The 19,094-nt window shown below is 69.1% G+C and carries 15 protein-coding genes; 10 read left to right on the forward strand and 5 right to left on the reverse strand.

Annotated features, from left to right (window positions below):
- Positions 1-38: 38 nt before the first annotated feature.
- Positions 39-695 carry a thiamine phosphate synthase gene (gene thiE / locus DMB80_RS13750; protein WP_162938523.1) on the forward strand — a complete coding sequence of 219 codons (657 nt, stop codon included), beginning with the start codon at positions 39-41 and terminating at the stop codon, positions 693-695.
- Here thiE and DMB80_RS13755 read toward each other — a convergent pair.
- The gene (locus tag DMB80_RS13755; RefSeq protein WP_111510350.1) at positions 685-1,170 is read right to left on the reverse strand and encodes an NUDIX hydrolase; all 486 of its coding nucleotides are present in this window, start codon (positions 1,168-1,170) and stop codon (positions 685-687) included. The two genes, thiE and DMB80_RS13755, sit on opposite strands and share 11 nt — an antisense overlap.
- Before the next feature lie 158 nt (positions 1,171-1,328).
- Between DMB80_RS13755 and glnX the strand changes: the two genes are divergently transcribed.
- The 4 genes from glnX to DMB80_RS13775 all read left to right on the forward strand — a co-directional run bounded on the left by glnX (position 1,329) and on the right by DMB80_RS13775 (position 6,589).
- The gene (glnX, locus tag DMB80_RS13760) at positions 1,329-2,648 is read left to right on the forward strand and encodes a protein kinase G-activating protein GlnX (RefSeq protein ID WP_111510351.1); all 1,320 of its coding nucleotides are present in this window, start codon (positions 1,329-1,331) and stop codon (positions 2,646-2,648) included.
- On the forward strand, positions 2,648-3,643 hold the full coding sequence (locus DMB80_RS13765; RefSeq protein WP_111510352.1) for a glutamate ABC transporter substrate-binding protein: 996 nt from the start codon (positions 2,648-2,650) through the stop codon (positions 3,641-3,643). Before glnX ends, DMB80_RS13765 begins: the two co-directional genes overlap by 1 nt.
- Complete coding sequence (locus DMB80_RS13770) at positions 3,643-5,952, forward strand: serine/threonine-protein kinase PknG (protein ID WP_111510353.1); 2,310 nt, start codon at positions 3,643-3,645, stop codon at positions 5,950-5,952. The genes DMB80_RS13765 and DMB80_RS13770 overlap by 1 nt, the downstream gene beginning before the upstream one ends.
- A gap of 205 nt (positions 5,953-6,157) precedes the next feature.
- On the forward strand, positions 6,158-6,589 hold the full coding sequence (locus DMB80_RS13775; RefSeq protein WP_111510354.1) for an STAS domain-containing protein: 432 nt from the start codon (positions 6,158-6,160) through the stop codon (positions 6,587-6,589).
- Here DMB80_RS13775 and DMB80_RS13780 read toward each other — a convergent pair.
- Together DMB80_RS13780 and pta are read right to left on the reverse strand one after the other, a co-directional pair.
- The gene (locus tag DMB80_RS13780; protein ID WP_111510355.1) at positions 6,509-7,669 is read right to left on the reverse strand and encodes an acetate kinase; all 1,161 of its coding nucleotides are present in this window, start codon (positions 7,667-7,669) and stop codon (positions 6,509-6,511) included. The genes DMB80_RS13775 and DMB80_RS13780 overlap by 81 nt on opposite strands.
- Complete coding sequence (gene pta / locus DMB80_RS13785) at positions 7,669-9,750, reverse strand: phosphate acetyltransferase (protein WP_111510356.1); 2,082 nt, start codon at positions 9,748-9,750, stop codon at positions 7,669-7,671. The genes DMB80_RS13780 and pta overlap by 1 nt, the downstream gene beginning before the upstream one ends.
- A 216-nt stretch (positions 9,751-9,966) precedes the next feature.
- Here pta and DMB80_RS13790 point away from each other — a divergent pair, with 216 nt between their 5' ends.
- Genes DMB80_RS13790 through DMB80_RS13805 form a run of 4 tightly spaced genes read left to right on the forward strand, consistent with a single transcriptional unit; the run spans position 9,967 to position 16,415 of the window.
- A complete protein-coding gene (locus tag DMB80_RS13790; protein WP_111510357.1) occupies positions 9,967-11,394 on the forward strand; it encodes a hypothetical protein in 1,428 nt (475 codons plus the stop codon).
- Complete coding sequence (locus tag DMB80_RS13795) at positions 11,387-12,808, forward strand: glycosyltransferase family 2 protein (RefSeq protein WP_111510358.1); 1,422 nt, start codon at positions 11,387-11,389, stop codon at positions 12,806-12,808. The genes DMB80_RS13790 and DMB80_RS13795 overlap by 8 nt, the downstream gene beginning before the upstream one ends.
- Positions 12,805-14,763: a hypothetical protein gene (locus tag DMB80_RS13800; protein ID WP_111510359.1), complete on the forward strand. Its 1,959-nt coding sequence runs from the start codon at positions 12,805-12,807 to the stop codon at positions 14,761-14,763. The genes DMB80_RS13795 and DMB80_RS13800 overlap by 4 nt, the downstream gene beginning before the upstream one ends.
- Entirely contained in the window at positions 14,760-16,415 is a 1,656-nt protein-coding gene (locus DMB80_RS13805) for a hypothetical protein (protein WP_240431180.1), read from the forward strand. The genes DMB80_RS13800 and DMB80_RS13805 overlap by 4 nt, the downstream gene beginning before the upstream one ends.
- On the opposite strand, the gene DMB80_RS13810 is transcribed toward DMB80_RS13805, so the two are convergent.
- Both DMB80_RS13810 and fgd read right to left on the reverse strand, forming a co-directional pair.
- Positions 16,361-17,326, reverse strand: a complete 966-nt coding sequence (locus DMB80_RS13810; protein WP_111510360.1) for an endonuclease/exonuclease/phosphatase family protein — start codon at positions 17,324-17,326, stop codon at positions 16,361-16,363. The two genes, DMB80_RS13805 and DMB80_RS13810, sit on opposite strands and share 55 nt — an antisense overlap.
- Positions 17,323-18,333 (reverse strand): glucose-6-phosphate dehydrogenase (coenzyme-F420), encoded by a 1,011-nt coding sequence (fgd, locus tag DMB80_RS13815; protein WP_046365650.1) that lies wholly within the window; start codon positions 18,331-18,333, stop codon positions 17,323-17,325. The genes DMB80_RS13810 and fgd overlap by 4 nt, the downstream gene beginning before the upstream one ends.
- Before the next feature lie 23 nt (positions 18,334-18,356).
- Between fgd and DMB80_RS13820 the strand changes: the two genes are divergently transcribed.
- The gene (locus DMB80_RS13820; RefSeq protein WP_111510361.1) at positions 18,357-19,094 is read left to right on the forward strand and encodes an MBL fold metallo-hydrolase; all 738 of its coding nucleotides are present in this window, start codon (positions 18,357-18,359) and stop codon (positions 19,092-19,094) included.

Consider the following 19,094-nt stretch of genomic DNA (forward strand, 5'->3'; position numbering starts at 1 on the left):
CGTCCAGCCTACGTCGCGGGGACGCTACGGTTCGCAGTGTGCGTGACGCCTCTCTCTACCTGTGCACCGACGCCCGCCGGGAGCGCGGCGATCTGGCGGAGTTCGCCGACGCCGCACTGGCCGGCGGTGTCGACATCATCCAGCTGCGCGACAAGGGGTCGCCGGGTGAACGGCAGTTCGGCCCCCTGGAGGCGCGCGACGAACTGGCGGCGCTGGAGGTGCTCGCCGACGCCGCCCGCCGCCACGACGCCCTGATCGCGGTCAACGACCGCGCCGACGTCGCGTTCGCAGCGCATGCCGACGTGCTGCACCTCGGTCAGGACGACCTGCCGCTACCGGTGGCCCGGCAGATCTTCTCGGGCACCGTCGGGCGCTCCACCCACGACCTCGACCAGGTGCAGGCGGCGATCGCCGAGCCCGTCGACTACTTCTGCGTGGGCCCGTGCTGGCCGACGCCGACCAAGCCCGGCCGGTCCGCGCCCGGGCTCGACCTCGTCCGCGCGACCGCAGCCCTGCATCCCGCCAAGCCGTGGTTCGCGATCGGCGGCATCGACGCCGACCGGATTCCCGAGGTGCTCGAGGCCGGAGCTCGTCGCATCGTCGTCGTGCGCGCCATCACCGGCGCCGATGATCCGCGGGCGGCGGCGCAGGAGTTGAAGGCGGCACTCACCGCGGCGGGGCGCGCTACGGGTTAGCGAGCGGCGGGATGCCCGCAGCGAGTTCACGCAGGCGGCTCCAGCTGGCCGCGAAGCCCGGGTGCAGCGGCAGGTCGGCGACGTCGTCCTCGGCCACCCAGCGCAGCTCGGCGCTCTCCCGGTTCGGCACCGTCTCGAGCACCGCCTCGGCGTCGGCGATCACGGTCGTGTAGGTCCAGCCGGACACCTCGGCGGTGACGACCGTCGTCCGGACCACGACCTGCTCGGCAGGCAGACCGGCTTCCTCGTGGGCTTCGCGGATCGCCGCCTGCTCGGCCGTCTCGTGACTGTCGCGGGCGCCTCCCGGCAGTCCCCACGTGCCGCCCTGGTGACTCCACGGCGCCCGGTGCTGCAGCAGCACCGCCAGCGATCCGTCCGACAGCGGCGCCCGCAGCAGCAGACCGGCGGCCCCGTGCCTGCCCCAGTAGGCCGTCCCGCCGGCTGATACCACCCACCCGTCACCGTCACCACGCACCCGTCCAGCTTAAGGAACGAGAACGGGTCGAGGGCGAGTCGCGACCGCGAATCCGCACGCGCCGGACCCGAATCTCTTAGAATTCCCTCAGATATTTTGCACCGTTAGAGTTGCATGACCGCCGTTGAGATCGAGACCGGGATGAGGTCCGCGCACACGTGACAGTCGAGTTGGCGCACCCGTCGACCGAGCCTCTTGCGTCACGGTCGCCGACGGTCACCGCCCATCCGCGGTGGTGGTTCCTGTGGACGACGCCGGGCCGCATCCTGACGATCGGGCTGATCCTGGCCGCCCTCGTCATCGCCAGCGCCTTCGCGACCTCGACCACGATCAACGACCGTCAGCAGGCGCTGACCACCGTGCTGAACCGGACCGAGCCGCTGGCGTTCGCCGCCGGCCAGCTCTACACCACGCTGTCGGTCGCCGACGCCGCCGCGGCCACCGCGTTCATCGCCGGAGCCGAGCCGCGGGCCGTGCGGCAACGCTATGAGCAGGCCATCACCGACGCCGCGGTCGCCGTCGCGCGCGCGTCCAGCGGGCTCACCGACGAGCCGCTGGTGCAGCTGCTCGGCCGCATCAACGCCCGGCTGGCCGTCTACACCGGGCTGGTCGAGACCGCGCGCACCAACAACCGGGCCGGCAACCCGGTCGGCTCCTCGTATCTGTCCGAGGCGTCGTCGCTGATGCAGCAGCAGATCCTGCCCGACGCCCAACGGCTCTACGAGCAGACCTCCGCCCGGGTCGACGCCGAGACCACCGCATCCACCCGCATCCCCGGCCCCGTCATCCTGATCGTCGTCGGCACGCTGCTGTTCGGCGCGTTCGCCAACCGGTGGCTGGCCAAGCGGACGCGGCGCCGGGTCAACATCGGCTTCGTCGCCGGCGGCCTGGCAGTTCTGATCATGCTGATCTGGGTGGGGACGGCGCTGATCATCTCGACGTCGGACAGCCGCAGCGCCAAGGAGACGGCGGCCGAATCCCTCAAGACGGTCACCACGCTCGCGATCACCGCTCAGCAGGCCCGCGCCGACGAGACGCTGTCGCTGATCCGGCGCGGCGATGAGAACGTCCGCAAGCAGTCCTACTACCAGCGCATCGACCAGATGCAGGAGCAGCTGGCCCGCTACCTGGGCACCGACAACTCCATCGACAAGACCAACCTGGCCGATGCCGACGCGCTGCTCAACCGCTGGCGCGCCGCCGACGACCGGATCACCGCCTACATCGCCGTCGGCAACTACCAGGCCGCGACGCAGGTCGCCCTCGGCGTCGGCGAAGACGATGCGACGCCGGCGTTCGACAAACTCGACGAGGCCCTGACCAACGGCATCGAGCAGAGCCGCGCCCAGCTGCGCAACGAGATCGTCAACGCGCGCCGGGTGCTGTCCGGGGCCACGGTCGGCGCCGCGGTGCTGTCGATCATGGCGGCGATCGCGGTGGCGCTGGGCATCTGGCCGCGATTGAGCGAGTACAGGTGATGAGCGCTCGCGCGAAGAACAGACAACCGGGCCGCGTGAAGAGGCTGACGGCGATCGCGGTGGGTGCTCTGTTGCTGGCCGGGTGCGGGCAGAGCGCGCCGATGGTGCCGACGCCGACGGTCACGCTCGCGCCGCCGTCCCCGTCGGGCATGGCCGAGCTGCCGCCCGGTCCGGCGCAGCCGCCGTCGCTGCCCGACGACCAGTGCGACCGCACGGCGAGCCTGCGCCCCTTCGACACCGAGGCCGAGGCGGACGACGCCGTGGCCAACATCAAGGCCCGCGGCCGGCTGATCGTCGGCCTGGACATCGGCAGCAATCTGTTCAGCTTCCGCGACCCGATCACCGGCGAGATCACCGGTTTCGACGTCGACATCGCCGGGGAGATCGCCCGAGACATCTTCGGCACGCCCTCGCAGGTGGAGTACCGCATCCTGTCGTCGGCGGACCGGATCGCCGCGCTGCGTAACAACGAGGTCGATGTGGTGGTGAAGACCATGACGATCACCTGCGAGCGCAAGAAGCTGGTCAACTTCTCCACGGCGTACCTGACCGCCGATCAGCGCATCCTGGCCCCGAGGGACTCCACCATCCGCCGCGCCCAGGATCTGTCCGGTAAGCGGGTGTGCGTGGCCAAGGGCACGACGTCGTTGCAGCGCATCCAGGAGATCGCGCCGCCACCGATCATCGTGGGCGTGGTGACGTGGGCGGACTGCCTCGTGGCGCTGCAGCAGCGCCAGGTCGACGCGGTCAGCACCGACAACTCGATCCTGGCCGGGCTGGTGTCCCAGGACCCCTACCTCCACATCGTCGGGCCCTCGATGAACCAGGAGCCCTACGGGATCGGAGTGAACCTCGACAACCCCGGCCTGGTGCGGTTCGTCAACGGGACGTTGGAGCGCATCCGCCGCGACGGCACGTGGAACACGTTGTACCGCAAGTGGTTGACGGTGTTGGGGCCCGCCCCCTCTCCACCGGTGGCGAGGTACTCGGACTGATGACCGACCAGCGCACCGACGACGCCGACGACAACGCGGAGGATCCCGGCACCCAGCCCGCCTCGTTCGCCGATCTGGCCGAACTGAACGAGGACTCGATCTCGACGATGCGGCCGATGGCCACCCAGGCGGTGTTCCGGCCCAACTTCGACGACGACGACGATGACGACACGTTCCATTCCGGCTTCCACACCGGGGACACCGAGCCGCAGGATCAGGCGACGACGCTGACGCGCACGCTGTCCCCCACCCGTCGCCTCGGCGGCGGCCTGGTCGAGATCCCGCGAGTGCCGGCGCGAGATCCGTTGACCGCGTTGATGACGGACCCGGTGGTCGCCGAGTCGAAACGGTTCTGCTGGAACTGCGGCCGGCCGGTGGGCCGGTCGTCGAAGGACGGCAAGGCGCTGTCGGAGGGCTGGTGCCCGCACTGCGGCAGCGTGTATTCGTTCCTGCCGCAGTTGGCGGCCGGCGACATCGTCGCCGACCAGTACGAGATCAAGGGCTGCATCGCGCACGGCGGCCTGGGCTGGGTGTACCTGGCGTTCGACAAGAACGTCAACGACCGCCCGGTGGTGCTCAAGGGTCTGGTGCATTCCGGGGACGCCGAGGCCCAGGCCATCGCGATGGCCGAGCGTCAATTCCTGGCCCAGGTCACCCATCCCGGCATCGTGAAGATCTACAACTTCGTCGAGCACGAGGACAAGCACGGCAATCCGGTCGGCTACATCGTGATGGAGTACGTCGGCGGCACCTCGCTCAAGCAGGCCACCCACCTCAAATCCAGTGAGCGGACCCGGCTTCCGGTGGCCGAGGCGATCGGCTTCATGCTCGAGATCCTGCCCGCGCTGGGCTATCTGCACTCCATCGGCCTCGTCTACAACGACCTCAAGCCCGAGAACATCATGGTCACCGAGGACCAGCTCAAGTTGATCGACCTCGGCGCGGTGTCACGCATCAATTCATTCGGATACCTCTACGGCACACCGGGTTACCAGGCTCCCGAGATCGTGCGGACCGGGCCGACGGTGGCCACCGACATCTACACGGTGGGTCGCACGCTGGCGGCGCTGACGCTGCGGATGCGTACCCGCAAGGGCCGCTACGCCGACGGCCTGCCCGAGGACGATCCGGTGCTCGCCGAGTACGACTCGTTCGGCCGGTTGCTGCGCCGCGCCATCGATCCCGACCCCCGGCGGCGGTTCGCCAGCGCCGAGGAGATGTCCAGCCAGCTGATGGGCGTGCTGCGCGAGGTGGTGGCGCAGGACACCGGGCTGCCGCGGCCCGGGTTGTCCACCACGTTCAGCCGGTCGCGATCGACGTTCGGGGTGGATCTGCTGGTTGCCCACACCGACGTGTATCTCGACGGCCAGGTCCATTCGGAGAAGCTGACGGCGCAGGAGATCGTGCGCGCGCTGCAGGTACCGCTGGTCGACCCGACCGACGTCGGCGCCACGATCCTGAGCGCGACGGTGCTCAGTCAGCCTGTGCAGACGCTGGATTCGCTGCGGGCTGCGCGCCACGGCGCGCTGGACTCGGAGGGGATCGACCTGTCGCAGTCGATCGAGCTGCCGCTGATGGAGGTCCGCGCGCTGCTGGACCTCGGCGATGTCGCCAAGGCGACCCGCAAGCTCGACGAACTCGCCGAGCGGGTCGGCTGGCGGTGGCGGCTGGTCTGGTTCCGCGCCGTCGCCGCCCTGCTGACCGCTGACTATGATTCCGCGACAAAGTATTTCACCGACGTGCTGGACACCCTGCCCGGTGAACTCGCCCCCAAGCTGGCGCTGGCCGCGACCGCAGAGCTGGCGCGTAACGCCGACGAGCGGAAGTTCTACAAGACCGTGTGGGGTACGGACAACGGCGTGATCTCCGCCGGCTTCGGGCTCGCGAGAGCCCAGTCTGCGGCGGGCGAACGCGACGCCGCGGTGCGCACGCTCGACGAAGTACCCGCCACCTCACGACATTTCACGACTGCCCGCTTGACGAGCGCGGTGACGCTGCTGTCCGGCCGGTCCAGCGGGGAGATCACCGAACAACACATCCGCGACGCGGCCCGCCGCGTCGAGGCGCTGCCGGACACCGAACCGCGGGTGCTGCAGATCCGCGCGCTGGTGCTCGGCACCGCGATGGACTGGCTCGCCGACCACACCGCGAGCACCAACCACATCCTCGGTTTCCCGTTCACCGAACACGGGCTGCAACTGGGCGTGGAGGCATCGCTGCGGAGCCTCGCGCGGGTGGCGCCGACGCAGGCACACCGCTACGCGCTGATCGACCTCGCGAACAGTGTGCGGCCCATGTCGACCTTTTGACGCTGACGACGAAATCCGTTGCGAAAGCGTCTATACCTTTAGTGACACATGGCAGGCGGTCGCCGTCACCTCGGCCAATCCAGAGAAGATTATGGTCAACCTACGAAATCCGTAGTATCGTCATCGCCACGCTTTCAGACCGCAGGGCTGCTATCCCCCACTCCGGCATCTCGCCCCGGGAGGCCTCTCTCATGAACAGACGGCGATGAGCACTCAGCGCGTGTTCCGCCCAGATCCGACGTCGTTCGATCTGCGCGAGGAACAGCACCGTGCGACCTTCTCGGCCTGCGAGCTGCCGCCGCACACCGTGCTCGTCACCATCCACGGGGAGATCGACGCCGCCAACGCCGCTGCGCTGGCCCACTACATCGAGAAGCGGCTCGGCCACTCCCGCAGGCTGATCCTCGACCTGCAGACCGTGGAGTTCTTCGGCGCCGCCGGTTTTGCCGCGCTCACCCACATCGACGTGCTGTGCAGCCGGGCGGGTGTGCGCTGGTCGCTGCTGGCGGGCTCGCATGTGCTGCGGCTGCTGCGCATCTGCGATCCGCACCGCGAGCTACCCGTCGCCGCCGACTCCGCCAAGTACATCCGTACACGCCCGAGCAATCGCAAGCTCCTCGTCGGTCGGGACCACTAGCACCGTCGTCGCCGCACCCGCCGCCGAAATCCGTCGCGCAGCGCGGGACGGGCTCTCGTTCAGATGCTCGTCGATCTCGATCCCGAACGCGGTGAGCCCCGATAGCGCATCGCGGCGCACCAGCGCGTCGTTCTCCCCCACCCCGGCGGTGAACGTGATGACGTCAGCCCCGCCGAGCACTGCGAGGTAGGCGCCGATGTACTTGCGCAGCCGATGGATGTACACGTCGTAGGCGAGCCGGGCGTCGGCGTCGCCGGCGTCGATGCGCCGGTGCAGTTCCCGGAAGTCGATCTCCCCGCCGAGGCCACGCACGCCGGAGCGGCGATTCAACATGGTCTCGATGTCTTCGACCGACATTCCCGCTTCGCGCCAGAGGTACATCACGATGCCCGGGTCGATGTCACCCGAGCGGGTGCCCATCACCAGCCCCTCCATCGGGGTCAGGCCCATGGACGTCTCGACCGGCCGGCCGCCGACGATCGCCGACGCCGACGCGCCGTTGCCCAGGTGCAGCACGATCTGGCGCAGCGAGGCCAGCGGGACGTCGAGGTAGGCGGCGGCCTGCTCGCTGACGTACTGGTGTGACGTGCCGTGGAAGCCGTAGCGCCGGATGTGCCATTCCTCGGCCACCTGGTTGTCGATCGCGTAGGTGGCCGCCTCGGGTGGCAGGTCGTGGAAGAACGCGGTGTCGAACACCGCGACGTGCGGCAGGTCGGGCAGCGCCGCGCGGGCGACCTCGATGCCGAGCAGCGCGGGCGGGTTGTGCAGGGGGGCGAGCGGGGACAGACGTTTCAGGCGTTCGATCGTGTCGTCGTCGATGACGGTGGGCCGGTAGAGGTCCGGGCCGCCGTGCACGACGCGGTGTCCCACCGCCACCAGGCCGAGCTCGTCGAGGCGGTGGCCGTCGCCGGCGAGCGCCTCGTGAACGACGTCGAGCGCGGCGCGGTGGTCGGGCACCTTCGGATCGTCGCCGATCCGCTCGACGATCCCGTCGGCCACGGTGGCCCCGGAATCCAGTTGCACGACAGAGTATTTCAATGACGACGAGCCCGAGTTGAGGACCAGGACGGTATCCGGCATCAGCTGCGCCCCTGCGCCTGGATGGCCGTGATCGCCACGGTGTTGACGATGTCCTCGACCAGCGCGCCGCGGGACAGATCGTTGACGGGTTTGTTCAGGCCCTGCAGCACCGGACCGATCGCGATCGCGCCGGCGCTGCGCTGCACGGCCTTGTAGGTGTTGTTACCGGTGTTCAGGTCGGGAAAGATCAGCACGGTTGCCCGCCCGGCGACCGGCGAATCGGGCATCTTGGTGGCAGCCACCGACGGCTCCACCGCCGCGTCGTACTGGATCGGCCCCTCCACCAGTAGTTCGGGATCTCGCATCCGGACCAATTCAGTTGCCTTCCTGACTTTTTCGACGTCGGCTCCGCTGCCCGAGGTGCCGGTGGAATAGGACAGCATCGCCACCCGCGGCTCGATGCCGAACTGCGCGGCGGTGCGTGCCGACGACAGCGCGATGTCGGCGAGCTGTTCGTCGGTGGGGTCGGGCACGATTGCGCAGTCGCCGTAGGCGAGCACTTCGTCGGCCAGACACATGAAGAAGATGCTCGACACCGTCGAGGTATCGGGCAGTGTCTTGATGATCTCGAACGCCGGACGGACGGTGTGCGCGGTCGTGTGCCTGGCGCCGGAGACCATGCCGTCGACCATGTCCGTGTGCACCAGCATCGTGCCGAAATACGAGACGTCGTGCATGGTTTCGCGGGCCTGCTCGACGGTGACCCCCTTGTGCTTGCGCATCTCGGCGTACTGCTCGGCGAACTGGTCGCACAGCTCGCTGCGCTGCGGGTCGAGGATGTCTGCTGCCGACAGATCCACGCCCAGCTCGGCCGCGCGGGCCCGCACCTGTTGCTCGTCGCCGAGAATGGTGAGGTCGGCGACGTTGCGCTTGAGCAGCCGGCCGGCGGCCTGCAGGATGCGGTCGTCGTCCCCCTCCGGGAGCACGATGCGGCGCCGATCGCTGCGCGCCTGGTCCAGCAGCTGATGGGTGAACATCTGCGGGGTGACCACCGAGGGGATCGGAAGGGTCAAGCGCGCCAACAGATCTGCGGTGTCGACATAGGTGTCCATCAGCGCCAGCGCCGTGTCGACCTTGCGGGGCGAATCCGTGGTGACCCGGCCGCGCGTCGCCGCGACACGGCTGGCGGTCTCGAACGTGCCGAACCGCGTCTGCAGGATCGGCACCCGTAGCCCGAGCCCGCTCACCAGCGCGTCGATGGCCGGGTGCAGCGGCAGCCCGCCGTTGAGGATGACGCAGGACAGCGACGGGAATCCTTCGGCGGCATGGGCACTGAGCACTGCCAGCACCACATCGGAACGGTCGCCGGGGGTGATCACCGCGACGCCTTCGGTCAGCCGCTCCAGCACATGTTCGGCGGTCATCCCCGCCACCAGCACGTCCTCCGCCTCGCGCACGAGCAGCGCGTGGTCACCCTTGACCACCGAACCCTCGACGGCGGCTTGCAATTCGGCCACCGAGGGGGCCACCAGCAGCGGCTCCTCGGGCAATACATAGCTCGGCGGCGTCACGCTGCTCAGCGCGTCGGCGACCTGACCGAGCTGGGCAGGGTCGCATCGGTTGACCACCACGGCCGCGGTGTGCGCGTGCTGGGCGGCGATCTCGTCGATGCACAGGCCGACGACCTGGGCGACCTGTTCCGAGGTCCGGCCCAGCCCCTTGACCGCGAGCACGACAGGGGCACCCAGGTTGGCTGCGATGCGCGCGTTGGTGGAGAGCTCGCTGGGGGTCGCGACGTCGGTGTAGTCACTGCCGACGATCACCACCGCATCGCACCGGTCGGCCACCTGGTGGAACCGGTCGACGATGTCGGCGAGGGCGCCGTCGGGGTCGTCGTGCAGCTGCTGATAGCTCACCCCGACGCATTCCTCGTAGGACAGGCCCGCCGTGGTGTGGGTGAGCAGCAACTCGAGGATGTAGTCGCGCCCCTCGCTGATGCGGGTGATCGGCCGGAACACCCCGACGCGGGCGACGGTCGCCGCGAGCCGGTGCAGGATGCCCAGCGCGATCGTCGACTTTCCGGTGTCGCCTTCGGGTGAGGCCACGTAGATCGCTGTTGCAGTCCGAGGAGCGTCAGGCACATCGAAAGCCTGCCCGATCCCCGCCGCGATGGCCAGCGCGGTGGCGTGTGCCGCACATTACGGAACCGGAGGGATCGATTTTACTCCGCGGTAAGTTGTCTGAGTTTGCTGAACATGGTTCACTGCGTACAACATGCTGACAGAGACGTTAATTAGCGTTCTGAAGCGAATCGCTGAAATTGCACGACTCGGGGTTTTTTCGATAGAGGGGGTGTCGTGGCCGTTCTGGACCTGCGCAGTACGAGGGCTCTGCGAGCGCTGCCAGACACCGGTGAGGCGGTCGCCGAAGCCGTCCGGATCAGGCCGTTCGTGGTCCGCATGCTCGCCGCGACCGCGCTCGGCGCCGCCGGGTGGGCACCGCTCTACCTCGGGTTATTCCGAGATCTACCGGGTGAATCGCGCTGCGCCTACCTGCTGGCCGTCCCCGTGCTGCTCGTCGCTCTCGCAGCCGGTCACCGGAACCCGCCCTGTGGCGTCGGCGACGCCGAGTCGGACTGGATCGTCGCAGTCCTCCTCGGCGTCGCCGGCGTCGCAGGGATCGCGGTCCTCGCCGAGCGACTGCCCACACTGGCCGGGCTGTGGCGCCTGCCCGCACTCACTGGCGTGGTCTGGTTTGCGTGTGTGCTGATCCTGCTCTTCGGCGTCCGGCACGTGGTGCGCATGTGGGCCGTCTGGGTGTTCGCGCTGGCCACCGCCACTCCACTGCCGTTCCTGCTCCTCACCGCGGAGCTCGGCGGCAGCGACCGCGCGGCGGCGGCCGTGTCGGCGGGAATCGGCGCCGCGGCGGTCGCGATCGGGACCCCGGGAGTGCCGTGGCGCCGACGCTCGGTGGCGGCCATGGCCTGCCTCGGCCTCGGTCTGCTGATCGTGTGGGCAGCCGCTGGAACGGGACAGTCGATCGGGCTGACGATGCTCGTCACCGCCGTCCTACCCGTCGCGACGATGCTGACCGTCCGGGGCACCAACCCCTCCGTCCCGCAGGATTTTCCGCTGCCCAAGCGGTCCGCGCCGGCGATGGCGTTCTTGGTCCTGCTGGCCGCGGCCCTGCCCCTGCTCACCGTGCCTGCCCCACCATCGCGCGCCGCCGCTGTGTCCGTGGACCCCGGGTGGATCCAGCGCACAGCGTGGGGCACCCCGCGCAGTTTCCCGTTCATCACCCACTACCTCGGTCCGGACAGCACGCTGCAGCGTTTCTCGATTCTTCCGGTGGACGGGCTGCCCGCGGCGGCCGTGGACGTGATGAGCACGCCCGACGCGGGCGCTCTACGCGACCTGGCCGACGCAGTCTGGTATCCCTCGGCCCGCCCTCTGGACTACCGCCCCGCACCGCACCCGATGCCCGACGGCGCGCGAATCCTGCACAGCAACGCCGATTCCGTCACCACCGGGGCCGAGGCGCCCTGGTACGCCGTGACCTGGACCTGGACCAGCGGGACGCTGCACCAGCGGATCACCGTCATCGTCAGTCAGTCGCTGACCGGAGCGGTCCCACCTCCCGCACCCCTGTCGATGCCCGCCGCGTCGGTGCGCCCACTGCTGTGGCTGGCCCGCCAACAACCCGACGACACCGGGGACATCGACGAGCTGGTCGCTGTGCGGGCCCGCGCCGTCGTCGCTGCGGTGGCCGCGGTGGCCAGTGTCTGATCACCTCGCGGAGCATCTGTCCGCCCGCACCCTGTTGGGCCGGCGCACCCTGTTCCGCACCGGACTGGCCGCCGTTCCGGTCGTCGCCGCTGTGGCCTGCTGGCCGCACGTGATCCTGCCGGCCGTGACCGCGTTGGCGGCTCTGCTGTACCTGGTGTCGAGCCTGGATCGAAACCTGCTGCTGCTCAGAGGTCTTCATGCCTCGGCGCTGATCCGCATCGACGCCGACGAGGCGTTGGCGATCCCAGACGACGACCTGCCCGTCTACACCGTGCTGCTTCCGGTCTACGACGAACCCTCGATCGTGTCCAACCTGATCAACGGTGTCGGCAAGCTCGACTACCCGGCAGACAAACTCGAGATCCTGCTCCTCGTCGAAGAAGACGACATCGCCACCCAGACGGCGCTACTGGATGCGGACCTGACCTCCGTGCGCGTCGTGATCGTCCCGCACAGCCAACCCAAGACGAAGCCCAAGGCCTGCAACTACGGCATGTCCCTGCCTGATCTGCGGGGTGAGCTGCTCACCATCTACGACGCCGAGGACATTCCCGATCCGCTGCAATTACGCCGTGCCGCAGCCGCTTTCCGGCAGCTGCCCGCCGACATCGGATGCCTGCAGGCCCGACTGGGCTACTTCAACGAACGGCAGAACCTGCTCACCCGGTTCTTCTCGCTCGAGTACGACCAATGGTTCGGCGTGGTGCTGCCCGCCGTCGAGCAGGCACGGTGTGTGGTGCCACTGGGCGGGACCTCGAACCACATGCGCGTCTCGGTCTGGCGCGAAATCGGCGGCTGGGACGAATTCAACGTCACCGAGGACGCTGATCTCGGGGTGCGGCTCGCCCGGCATGGCTACCGGACGCTGATCCTGGACTCGATCACGTTGGAAGAGGCCAACTCCGACGTGGTCAACTGGATACGCCAACGCTCCCGCTGGTACAAGGGCTACCTGCAGACCATGCTCGTGGCTCTGCGCGATCCCGTCGGGCTTCATCGCACGATCGGGACCAAAGCCACGCTGCGCCTGATCAACATGACCGGTGGCGTCCCGCTGACCAGTGCGGTGAACATCGCGTTCTGGTTCGCGCTGCTGGTCTGGGTGCTGGGCCGGCCCCCGTTCATCGAGATGCTGTTTCCGCCGATGACCTACTACGTGTGCCTGACGTTGTTCATCATCGGCTCGCCGCTGTCGGTCTACTCCGGGGTGATCGTCACCCGAGCGCTCGGCAAACCGCATCTCGCCTGGGCCGCGCTGCTGACCCCGCTGTACTGGGTGCTGCAGTCGATCGCAGCGCTGAAAGCCATCTACCAGTTGGTGTTTCGGCCGTCCTTCTGGGAGAAGACGGTGCACGGACTCAGCCACCCGCTCGACACACCCACGACTGTCCCCACGGAAGGTTCCCCTCGATGACGCTCCCGCTTTCCCGACGCCTCCCCCGCCTGGTCACCGCGTTGGCCGTGACCGCCAGTCTGGCCGTCCTGCCCGGCGTCTCGCCCGCCGCAGCCGAACCGTACGTGGAAGCGGTGGCGGGTCCGTCGGTGACGCCGGCGATCGGTTGGGCGCAGCTGGGGCTCTCCGATCGGATGGACATCATCGGCGCGAACCTGCCTGCAGACGTCAGCGTTCCGGTGCCCAACGGGGTGACCCCGACTCTGTTGACCGGTGAGGTCGGCTCCATCGTCAACGTCACCAACGGCCGCGTCGACGTCATCGACGGCCGCGGTGTCGTGCTGGGGGTGATCCCACTGCCCGCCGGCGCCATCAGTGTCCCGTTCACGATCGACACCTCAGCCGCCCAGGTGATCGACGGGCGAACGAGACTCAGCTTCGTCGTCCGCGACACCGGACCCGCCGCGACGACGTGCACGCAGCCCCCCGCGGTGACGCTGAGCCGTCTGGCCACCACCTTCTCCGGACCCGCGCCCGACCCCACCACTGTCGCCGGCTTCCTTCCCGGTTACCTCGACCACGTAGTGATCCGCGTCGACCCCGCCCCCTCGCCTGCCGTCGCCCAGGCCGCACTGGATCTGGTCGCCAAGCTCACCCGGCTCTACCGGCCGATGCCGGTCCGCGTCGACGTGAGCACCGGCGCAGAGCCCGGTGTGGTCTCGCTGCAGTCACTCTCGGGCACCACCCGCGTGATCGACATCCGCGACGGCGGCCGTCCCGGCATCACGGTGGAGAACCCCGGCACCCCTGCTGCCGTCCTCGCGATCACCGGCACCGGGGAGCAGCTCGCCACGCAGGTCGGGTTGTTCACCGACCGGCGACTCGGCCTGGCGCAGGGGAACTCGGCGACGCTGGTGTCGAGCCGGGAGGCCTCCGACGTGTCCTCGACCATGAAGACGTTCGGTCAGCTCGGCATCTCGGCCCAGGCTTCGGTGGTCGGAACCACCACGCTCTACACCGGTTTCGACGCCGCCGCGTTCGGTGTCGGCGCGATCAACGGGGCCGCGGTGCATCTGAAAGCCCATTACACCCCGGTCGTCGGCGGCGAAGGATCGGTGCTGGTGCGTTCGGGAGACACCGTGCTCGCCGCCCACAGTCTCGACGGCTCCGGCACCCTCGACATCACCGGTGACATCCCGGCCGAATCGATCACCTCCAATGTGGGCCTGGCCGTGGAACTGCGCTACATCCCCCGCCAGGACTGCCCGCCGCTGAGCGATCGTGTGACGTTCTCGATCGATCCGCAGTCCACGGTGACGGTGCGGCCCGGCGCGGGTAACCGCGGCGGCTTCGCGGCCCTGCCGATGGCGTTCACACCCGACTTCGACGTCGCGATCGACAGCCCCGAGCACCTGCGCTACGCCGCCGCCGCTCTGAACCTCATCGCCCAGCAGACGCAGATCACGTTGCGGCCCAGAGTGACCGAACTGTCCGATGCGGCGTCCTCCGGCTCGAGCACACTCGTGGTGAGCGGTGGGCGCGGGCTGGCCGACGCGGGGATGCATCCACCGCTGCTGCCCGGCGCAGCCGACACCGTGGACGTCGGCAGCGCCCCGTCGTCGGCGGCCACCACGCTGGTCGACCTCCACGCACCGCTGGGCATGGTCCAGGCGTTCACCGACAGCGGCCGAGCGGTGGTCGCGGTCACCGGCACCGGTGACTGGACGCTGGTCGACGCCACGCTCGATCATGTCCGCGGCCTGCCGAATCGGTGGGGATCGCTCACCGGCGACGTCGTCGCCACCGGCATCGCCGGCGAGACGGTGACTCTGTCGGTCAGCGAGGGTGATTCGATGCCCCACCAGCCCGCACCGGGCGTGGGATGGCAGTGGTGGGCCTGGGCGAGCATCGCCGCCGTCGGCGCCGCCGCCGTGGCCGCCGGGGCGACAGTGCTGATCCGCCGCCGCCGCGCGTGACCCCGTCACGCCGGTGGCCCGGCGTCGCGCTCTTCGGCGCGCTCTGCCTCCTCTACACCGTCGTCGGTTCGGTTCTGGTGTTGCGGTACAACATCTTCGAGCCCGACGCCCCGAACCGGGTGGCCAACGCCGGCTTCGCCCTGCAGTCCCGGCACCCCCACCTGTCGGCCATCGGCTTCGTGTGGAATCCGCTGCCCAGCCTGGTGGAGCTCCCGCTGGTGTGGCTGAGCCAGTGGCCCGGACTGTCCGCGCTGAAACACGCGGGGCTCGCGGGGGTGATCCAGAGCGCGCTCTTCATGTCCGGCGCGGCACTGATGGTTCGCCGGATCGCCTTCGACGCCGGGGTTTCCGCGCTCCTGCGTCGCGTCGCCACGGCCGGCTTCGCACTGCACCCGATGATCGTGATCTACGGCGCCTCGGGGTTGAGCGAGGCGGCGCAGATGTTCTGCCTGCTGTGGTGCGTGCGCTACCTGATGCGCTGGTGCACCAGCCGGTGGGTGGGCGATCTCGGCTGGGCCGGAATCGCCTTGGGGGTCGGCTATCTCGCGCGCTACGAGGTGATCCCGGCGGCCGCGGCGGCGGTCGGCCTCGTCGCCGTGATGACGTGGCGGCGGGCCCCCCGTGAGGTCCGCTGGTCGGCCGCCGCGGCCGACGTCGTGATCGTCGCCTTCCCCGTCGTGACAGCGTTCTTCGTGTGGGCGATCACCGGCTGGATCATCAACGACGAGTTCTTCGCCACGCTGTCCTCGCAGTACGGCAACGCCAGCCAGGTCGCGGGCCGGCTCGCCCGCGGCACGGCCGACGCCGGGGCGCAGTGGTCGGTGGTCGCATCCCGGCTGTTCGGGATGCAACCGCTGGTCGGCGTCGCCGTCGCGGTGGCCGTGGTGGTCGCCGTGGCGCGCAAGCGTGCCGCACCGCTGGTACCGGTCGTCGTGTTCGGCGCCACACTGGCCTTCGCCGCAGTCGCACAACATGATTCACTGACGTTCGGCTGGTTCCGGTTCTATCTGTTGGCGATCCCGATGGTGATCTGTGTCGGGCTGTCGTGCTGGCAGAAGCAAACCGCTGTCCGGGTGACGGCTGCCGCGCTGGTGAGCGCCTCGGTGGTGGTGGCGATTCCCGTGACCACGCCGTTGATCGTGGACCAGGACATCGCCTACGGCCAACTCGAGGCGGGCTTCGCATCGCTTCTCGACCCGCAAGCCCATCCCCCGGGTGAAGATCCGGCTCGGCGCCGGCTGCTCAGCGAGAGACGCCTCGCCCAGTGGTTCGACAGCAAGGACCTTCCGGACGGGTCGGTGTTGATGGACACGTTCCTCACCTGGGGGATCTGGCTGTCCTCCGAACATCCCGAACAGTTCGTGATCACCAGTGACTACGACTTCGTCGCTGCCCTGAACCGGCCGTGGGACTTCGGGATTCGCTACATCGTCGCCACCAATCCGGGGCGGAACGTGCCGGATGCGCTGAACCGCCGCTACCCGTCGCTCTGGGACGACGGCGCCGGTGTCGCCGCACTCGGGTACACCACCGACGGACCGACATCCGACGAGATGTTCCGGGTGTACCGAACCACGGGACGGCCGGTCTCGCAGAATCAGCTCGAGGTCATGTCGACCGGCACGCTCACGGTGGCCACCAGGCCCAGGTGATCGGTGCCGGCCACGTCCACCGTCGCCACCGACACCGCATCGGCGTTCTTGGTCAGGATGTGGTCTATGCCGAGAAGAGCTGGTACGACGCGGTTCTGGGGGTAGGTACGCAGCAGCCCACCTCCGGCAACGGCGTTCGCGTACCCACCGGTGAGCAACGCCCGGAACGGCGCCATGTCCGCGGTCGCGTTGTAGTCACCGGCGACGATCACGGCGCCGGCCCCGGCCGTGCGACCGATTTCGGACAGCGTGTCGGGCAGCCGAGCGATGTCACCGCGCCAGTGGCTGATGTCCTGCGGCCAGGGCGCGGCCAGATGCACCGACAGCACGGTCGCGTCGACGGCCACGCCGGGAATGCGCACGCGGGTACCGATCATCGGCAACGAATACCCGTCGATACGACCGGAGTTCACGATCGGGTAGCGGCTCCAGACACCGATGCCGGACGCCAACTGAGCGGGCGCGATCACCCGGTAGGGGAACGCGACGTCCATGCCCGCGCTGGACAGCCCCGCGGCCGCCTGCGGCGTCATCTCCTGCACGGCGACGATGTCGGCCCGTTCACTCGCGAGCGCCGCGAATGCCCGCGGATCCGCTTCTCCCATGGCCAGATTGGTGGTGAGAACGCGGACGTCGACGTCCTGACGCTCGGGTGTCCCCGGTGCCTGGTACCGGGGCAGGTACACCACCACGGCGGCCGCGGTCAGCGCGGCAGCCAGAATGACGAGCAGCCAGCGTCGGCCGACGAGGAGCAGCACCGCGGCGACGGGTGCGGCGAGCAGTAGGTACGGCGCGGCCGCAGCAGCGATCAGCAGCGGCTGATTGGACAGCGGTAGATACCGGGCGGCCATGCCGGCCGCGGCGACGACGAGGCCGAGCACGCCCAGCACCGTCGCGAGGACACGGATCATCCCAGGCGGCGCAACCGCGGTTCGAGATCGCGCTGGAACAGTTCCAGGAAGCGCTTCTGATCGTGACCCGGAGCGTGGAACACCAGATGGTTGAGACCCCAGCCCACGTAGTCCTTGACCTTCTCCACGGCCTCGTCGGGATCGGAGGCGACGATCCAGCGCTTGGCGACCTGCTCGATCGGCAGCGCGTCGGCGGCCTTCTCCATCTCCATCGGATCGTCGATGGAGTGCTTCTGCTCGGCAGTCAGCGACAGCGGCGCCCAGAACCGGGTGTTCTCCAGCGCCAGTTCGGGATCCGTGTCGTAGGAGATCTTGATCTCGATCATCCGGTCGACGTCGTCGGGATTCTTGCCCGCGGCCTCCGCACCTTCCCGCATGGCCGGGATCAGCTTGTCCTTGTACAGCTCCTCGCCCTTGCCGGACGTGCAGATGAAGCCGTCGCCGGCGCGGCCCGCGTACTTGGCCACCTGAGGTCCGCCCGCGGCGATGTAGATCGGGATGCCGCCCTCAGGCACGTCGTAGATCGAGGCGCCCTTGGTCTTGTAGTACTCGCCGTCGAAGTCCACGCGATCGCCCAGCCACAGCTCACGCATCAGCCGGACCGACTCACGCAGCCGGGCGTAGCGCTCCTTGAACTCCGGCCACTCCCCCTCGTAGCCGGTGGCGATCTCGTTGAGCGCCTCGCCGGTGCCGACGCCGAGGAAGATCCTGTCGGGGTACAGGCAGCCCATTGTCGCGAACGCCTGGGCGATGACGGCCGGGTTGTAGCGGAACGTCGGGGTGAGCACGGAGGTGCCGAGCACGAGCCGCTTGGTGCGCTCACCGACGGCGGTCATCCAGGCCAGCGAGAAGGGGGCGTGCCCCCCTTCGTGGCGCCAGGGCTGGAAGTGGTCGCTGACGGTGGCGCTGTCCATGCCGTGCTCCTCGGCGAGCACCGCGAGTTCGACGAGTTCACGGGGCGCGAACTGCTCCGCCGACGCCTTGTAGCCCAGTTTCAGTTCAGCCATGACTATGTTTCTACACTCGCGTCATGAGCTTGGCTGTCGCGGCCATCACCGACCGCGTGCACTTCGCACACACGGATCTCGTGAACTGGGCGCTGGTCGCAGCGGACGGCGGGGTGATCCTGATCGACGCGGGGTATCCCGGTGACCGCGACGAGGTTCTCGCGTCCCTGTCCGGCCTGGGTTTCGGCCCGTCCGATGTGCGCGCGATCCTGCTGACGCATGCCCATGTCGATCACCTCGGCTCGGCGATCTGGTTCGCTCGCGAGCACGGCACGCCGGTGTACTGCCACAGCGCCGAGGTGGGGCACGTTCGGCGCGACTACCTCGAGCAGGCGTCGCCGCGCGACGTCATCGCCCGCGCCTGGCGGCCGTCGTACCTGCTGTGGTCGTTGGCGCTGGTGCGCAACGGGGGCCTCACTCACGAGGGCATCCCGACGGCGCAACCGCTGACCGACGAGGTGGCGGCCGGACTGCCGGGGGCGCCGCAGATCATCGCGACGCCAGGGCACACGGGCGGGCACTGCTCGTATCTGGTCGACGGCGTACTGGTCAGTGGCGACGCGTTGATCACCGATCACCCGGTGGCGCCGCGCTCCGGCCCGCAGCTGCTGCCGTCGCTGTTCAACCACGATGAGGCGGCCTGCCGGCGCAGCCTCGATGTCCTCGCCGAGGTGGAGGCCGAGGTGATGCTGCCGGGCCACGGGCCGGTGTGGCGGGGTCCGGTGGCGGAGGCGGCTTATGCCGCCACGGCGAAGCCGTGA

It is taken from the genome of Mycobacterium kyogaense, assembly GCF_003254575.1.
GTDB lineage: Bacteria > Actinomycetota > Actinomycetes > Mycobacteriales > Mycobacteriaceae > Mycobacterium > Mycobacterium kyogaense.

Coding starts and splice junctions, on each gene's coding strand:
- fgd (WP_046365650.1), bottom strand. CDS start 18,333: ATGGCTGAACTGAAACTGGGCTACAAGGCGTCGGCGGAGCAGTTCGCG.
- DMB80_RS13765 (WP_111510352.1), top strand. CDS start 2,648: ATGAGCGCTCGCGCGAAGAACAGACAACCGGGCCGCGTGAAGAGGCTG.
- DMB80_RS13770 (WP_111510353.1), top strand. CDS start 3,643: ATGACCGACCAGCGCACCGACGACGCCGACGACAACGCGGAGGATCCC.
- DMB80_RS13800 (WP_111510359.1), top strand. CDS start 12,805: ATGACGCTCCCGCTTTCCCGACGCCTCCCCCGCCTGGTCACCGCGTTG.
- DMB80_RS13820 (WP_111510361.1), top strand. CDS start 18,357: ATGAGCTTGGCTGTCGCGGCCATCACCGACCGCGTGCACTTCGCACAC.
- DMB80_RS13810 (WP_111510360.1), bottom strand. CDS start 17,326: ATGATCCGTGTCCTCGCGACGGTGCTGGGCGTGCTCGGCCTCGTCGTC.
- DMB80_RS13775 (WP_111510354.1), top strand. CDS start 6,158: ATGAGCACTCAGCGCGTGTTCCGCCCAGATCCGACGTCGTTCGATCTG.
- DMB80_RS13780 (WP_111510355.1), bottom strand. CDS start 7,669: ATGCCGGATACCGTCCTGGTCCTCAACTCGGGCTCGTCGTCATTGAAA.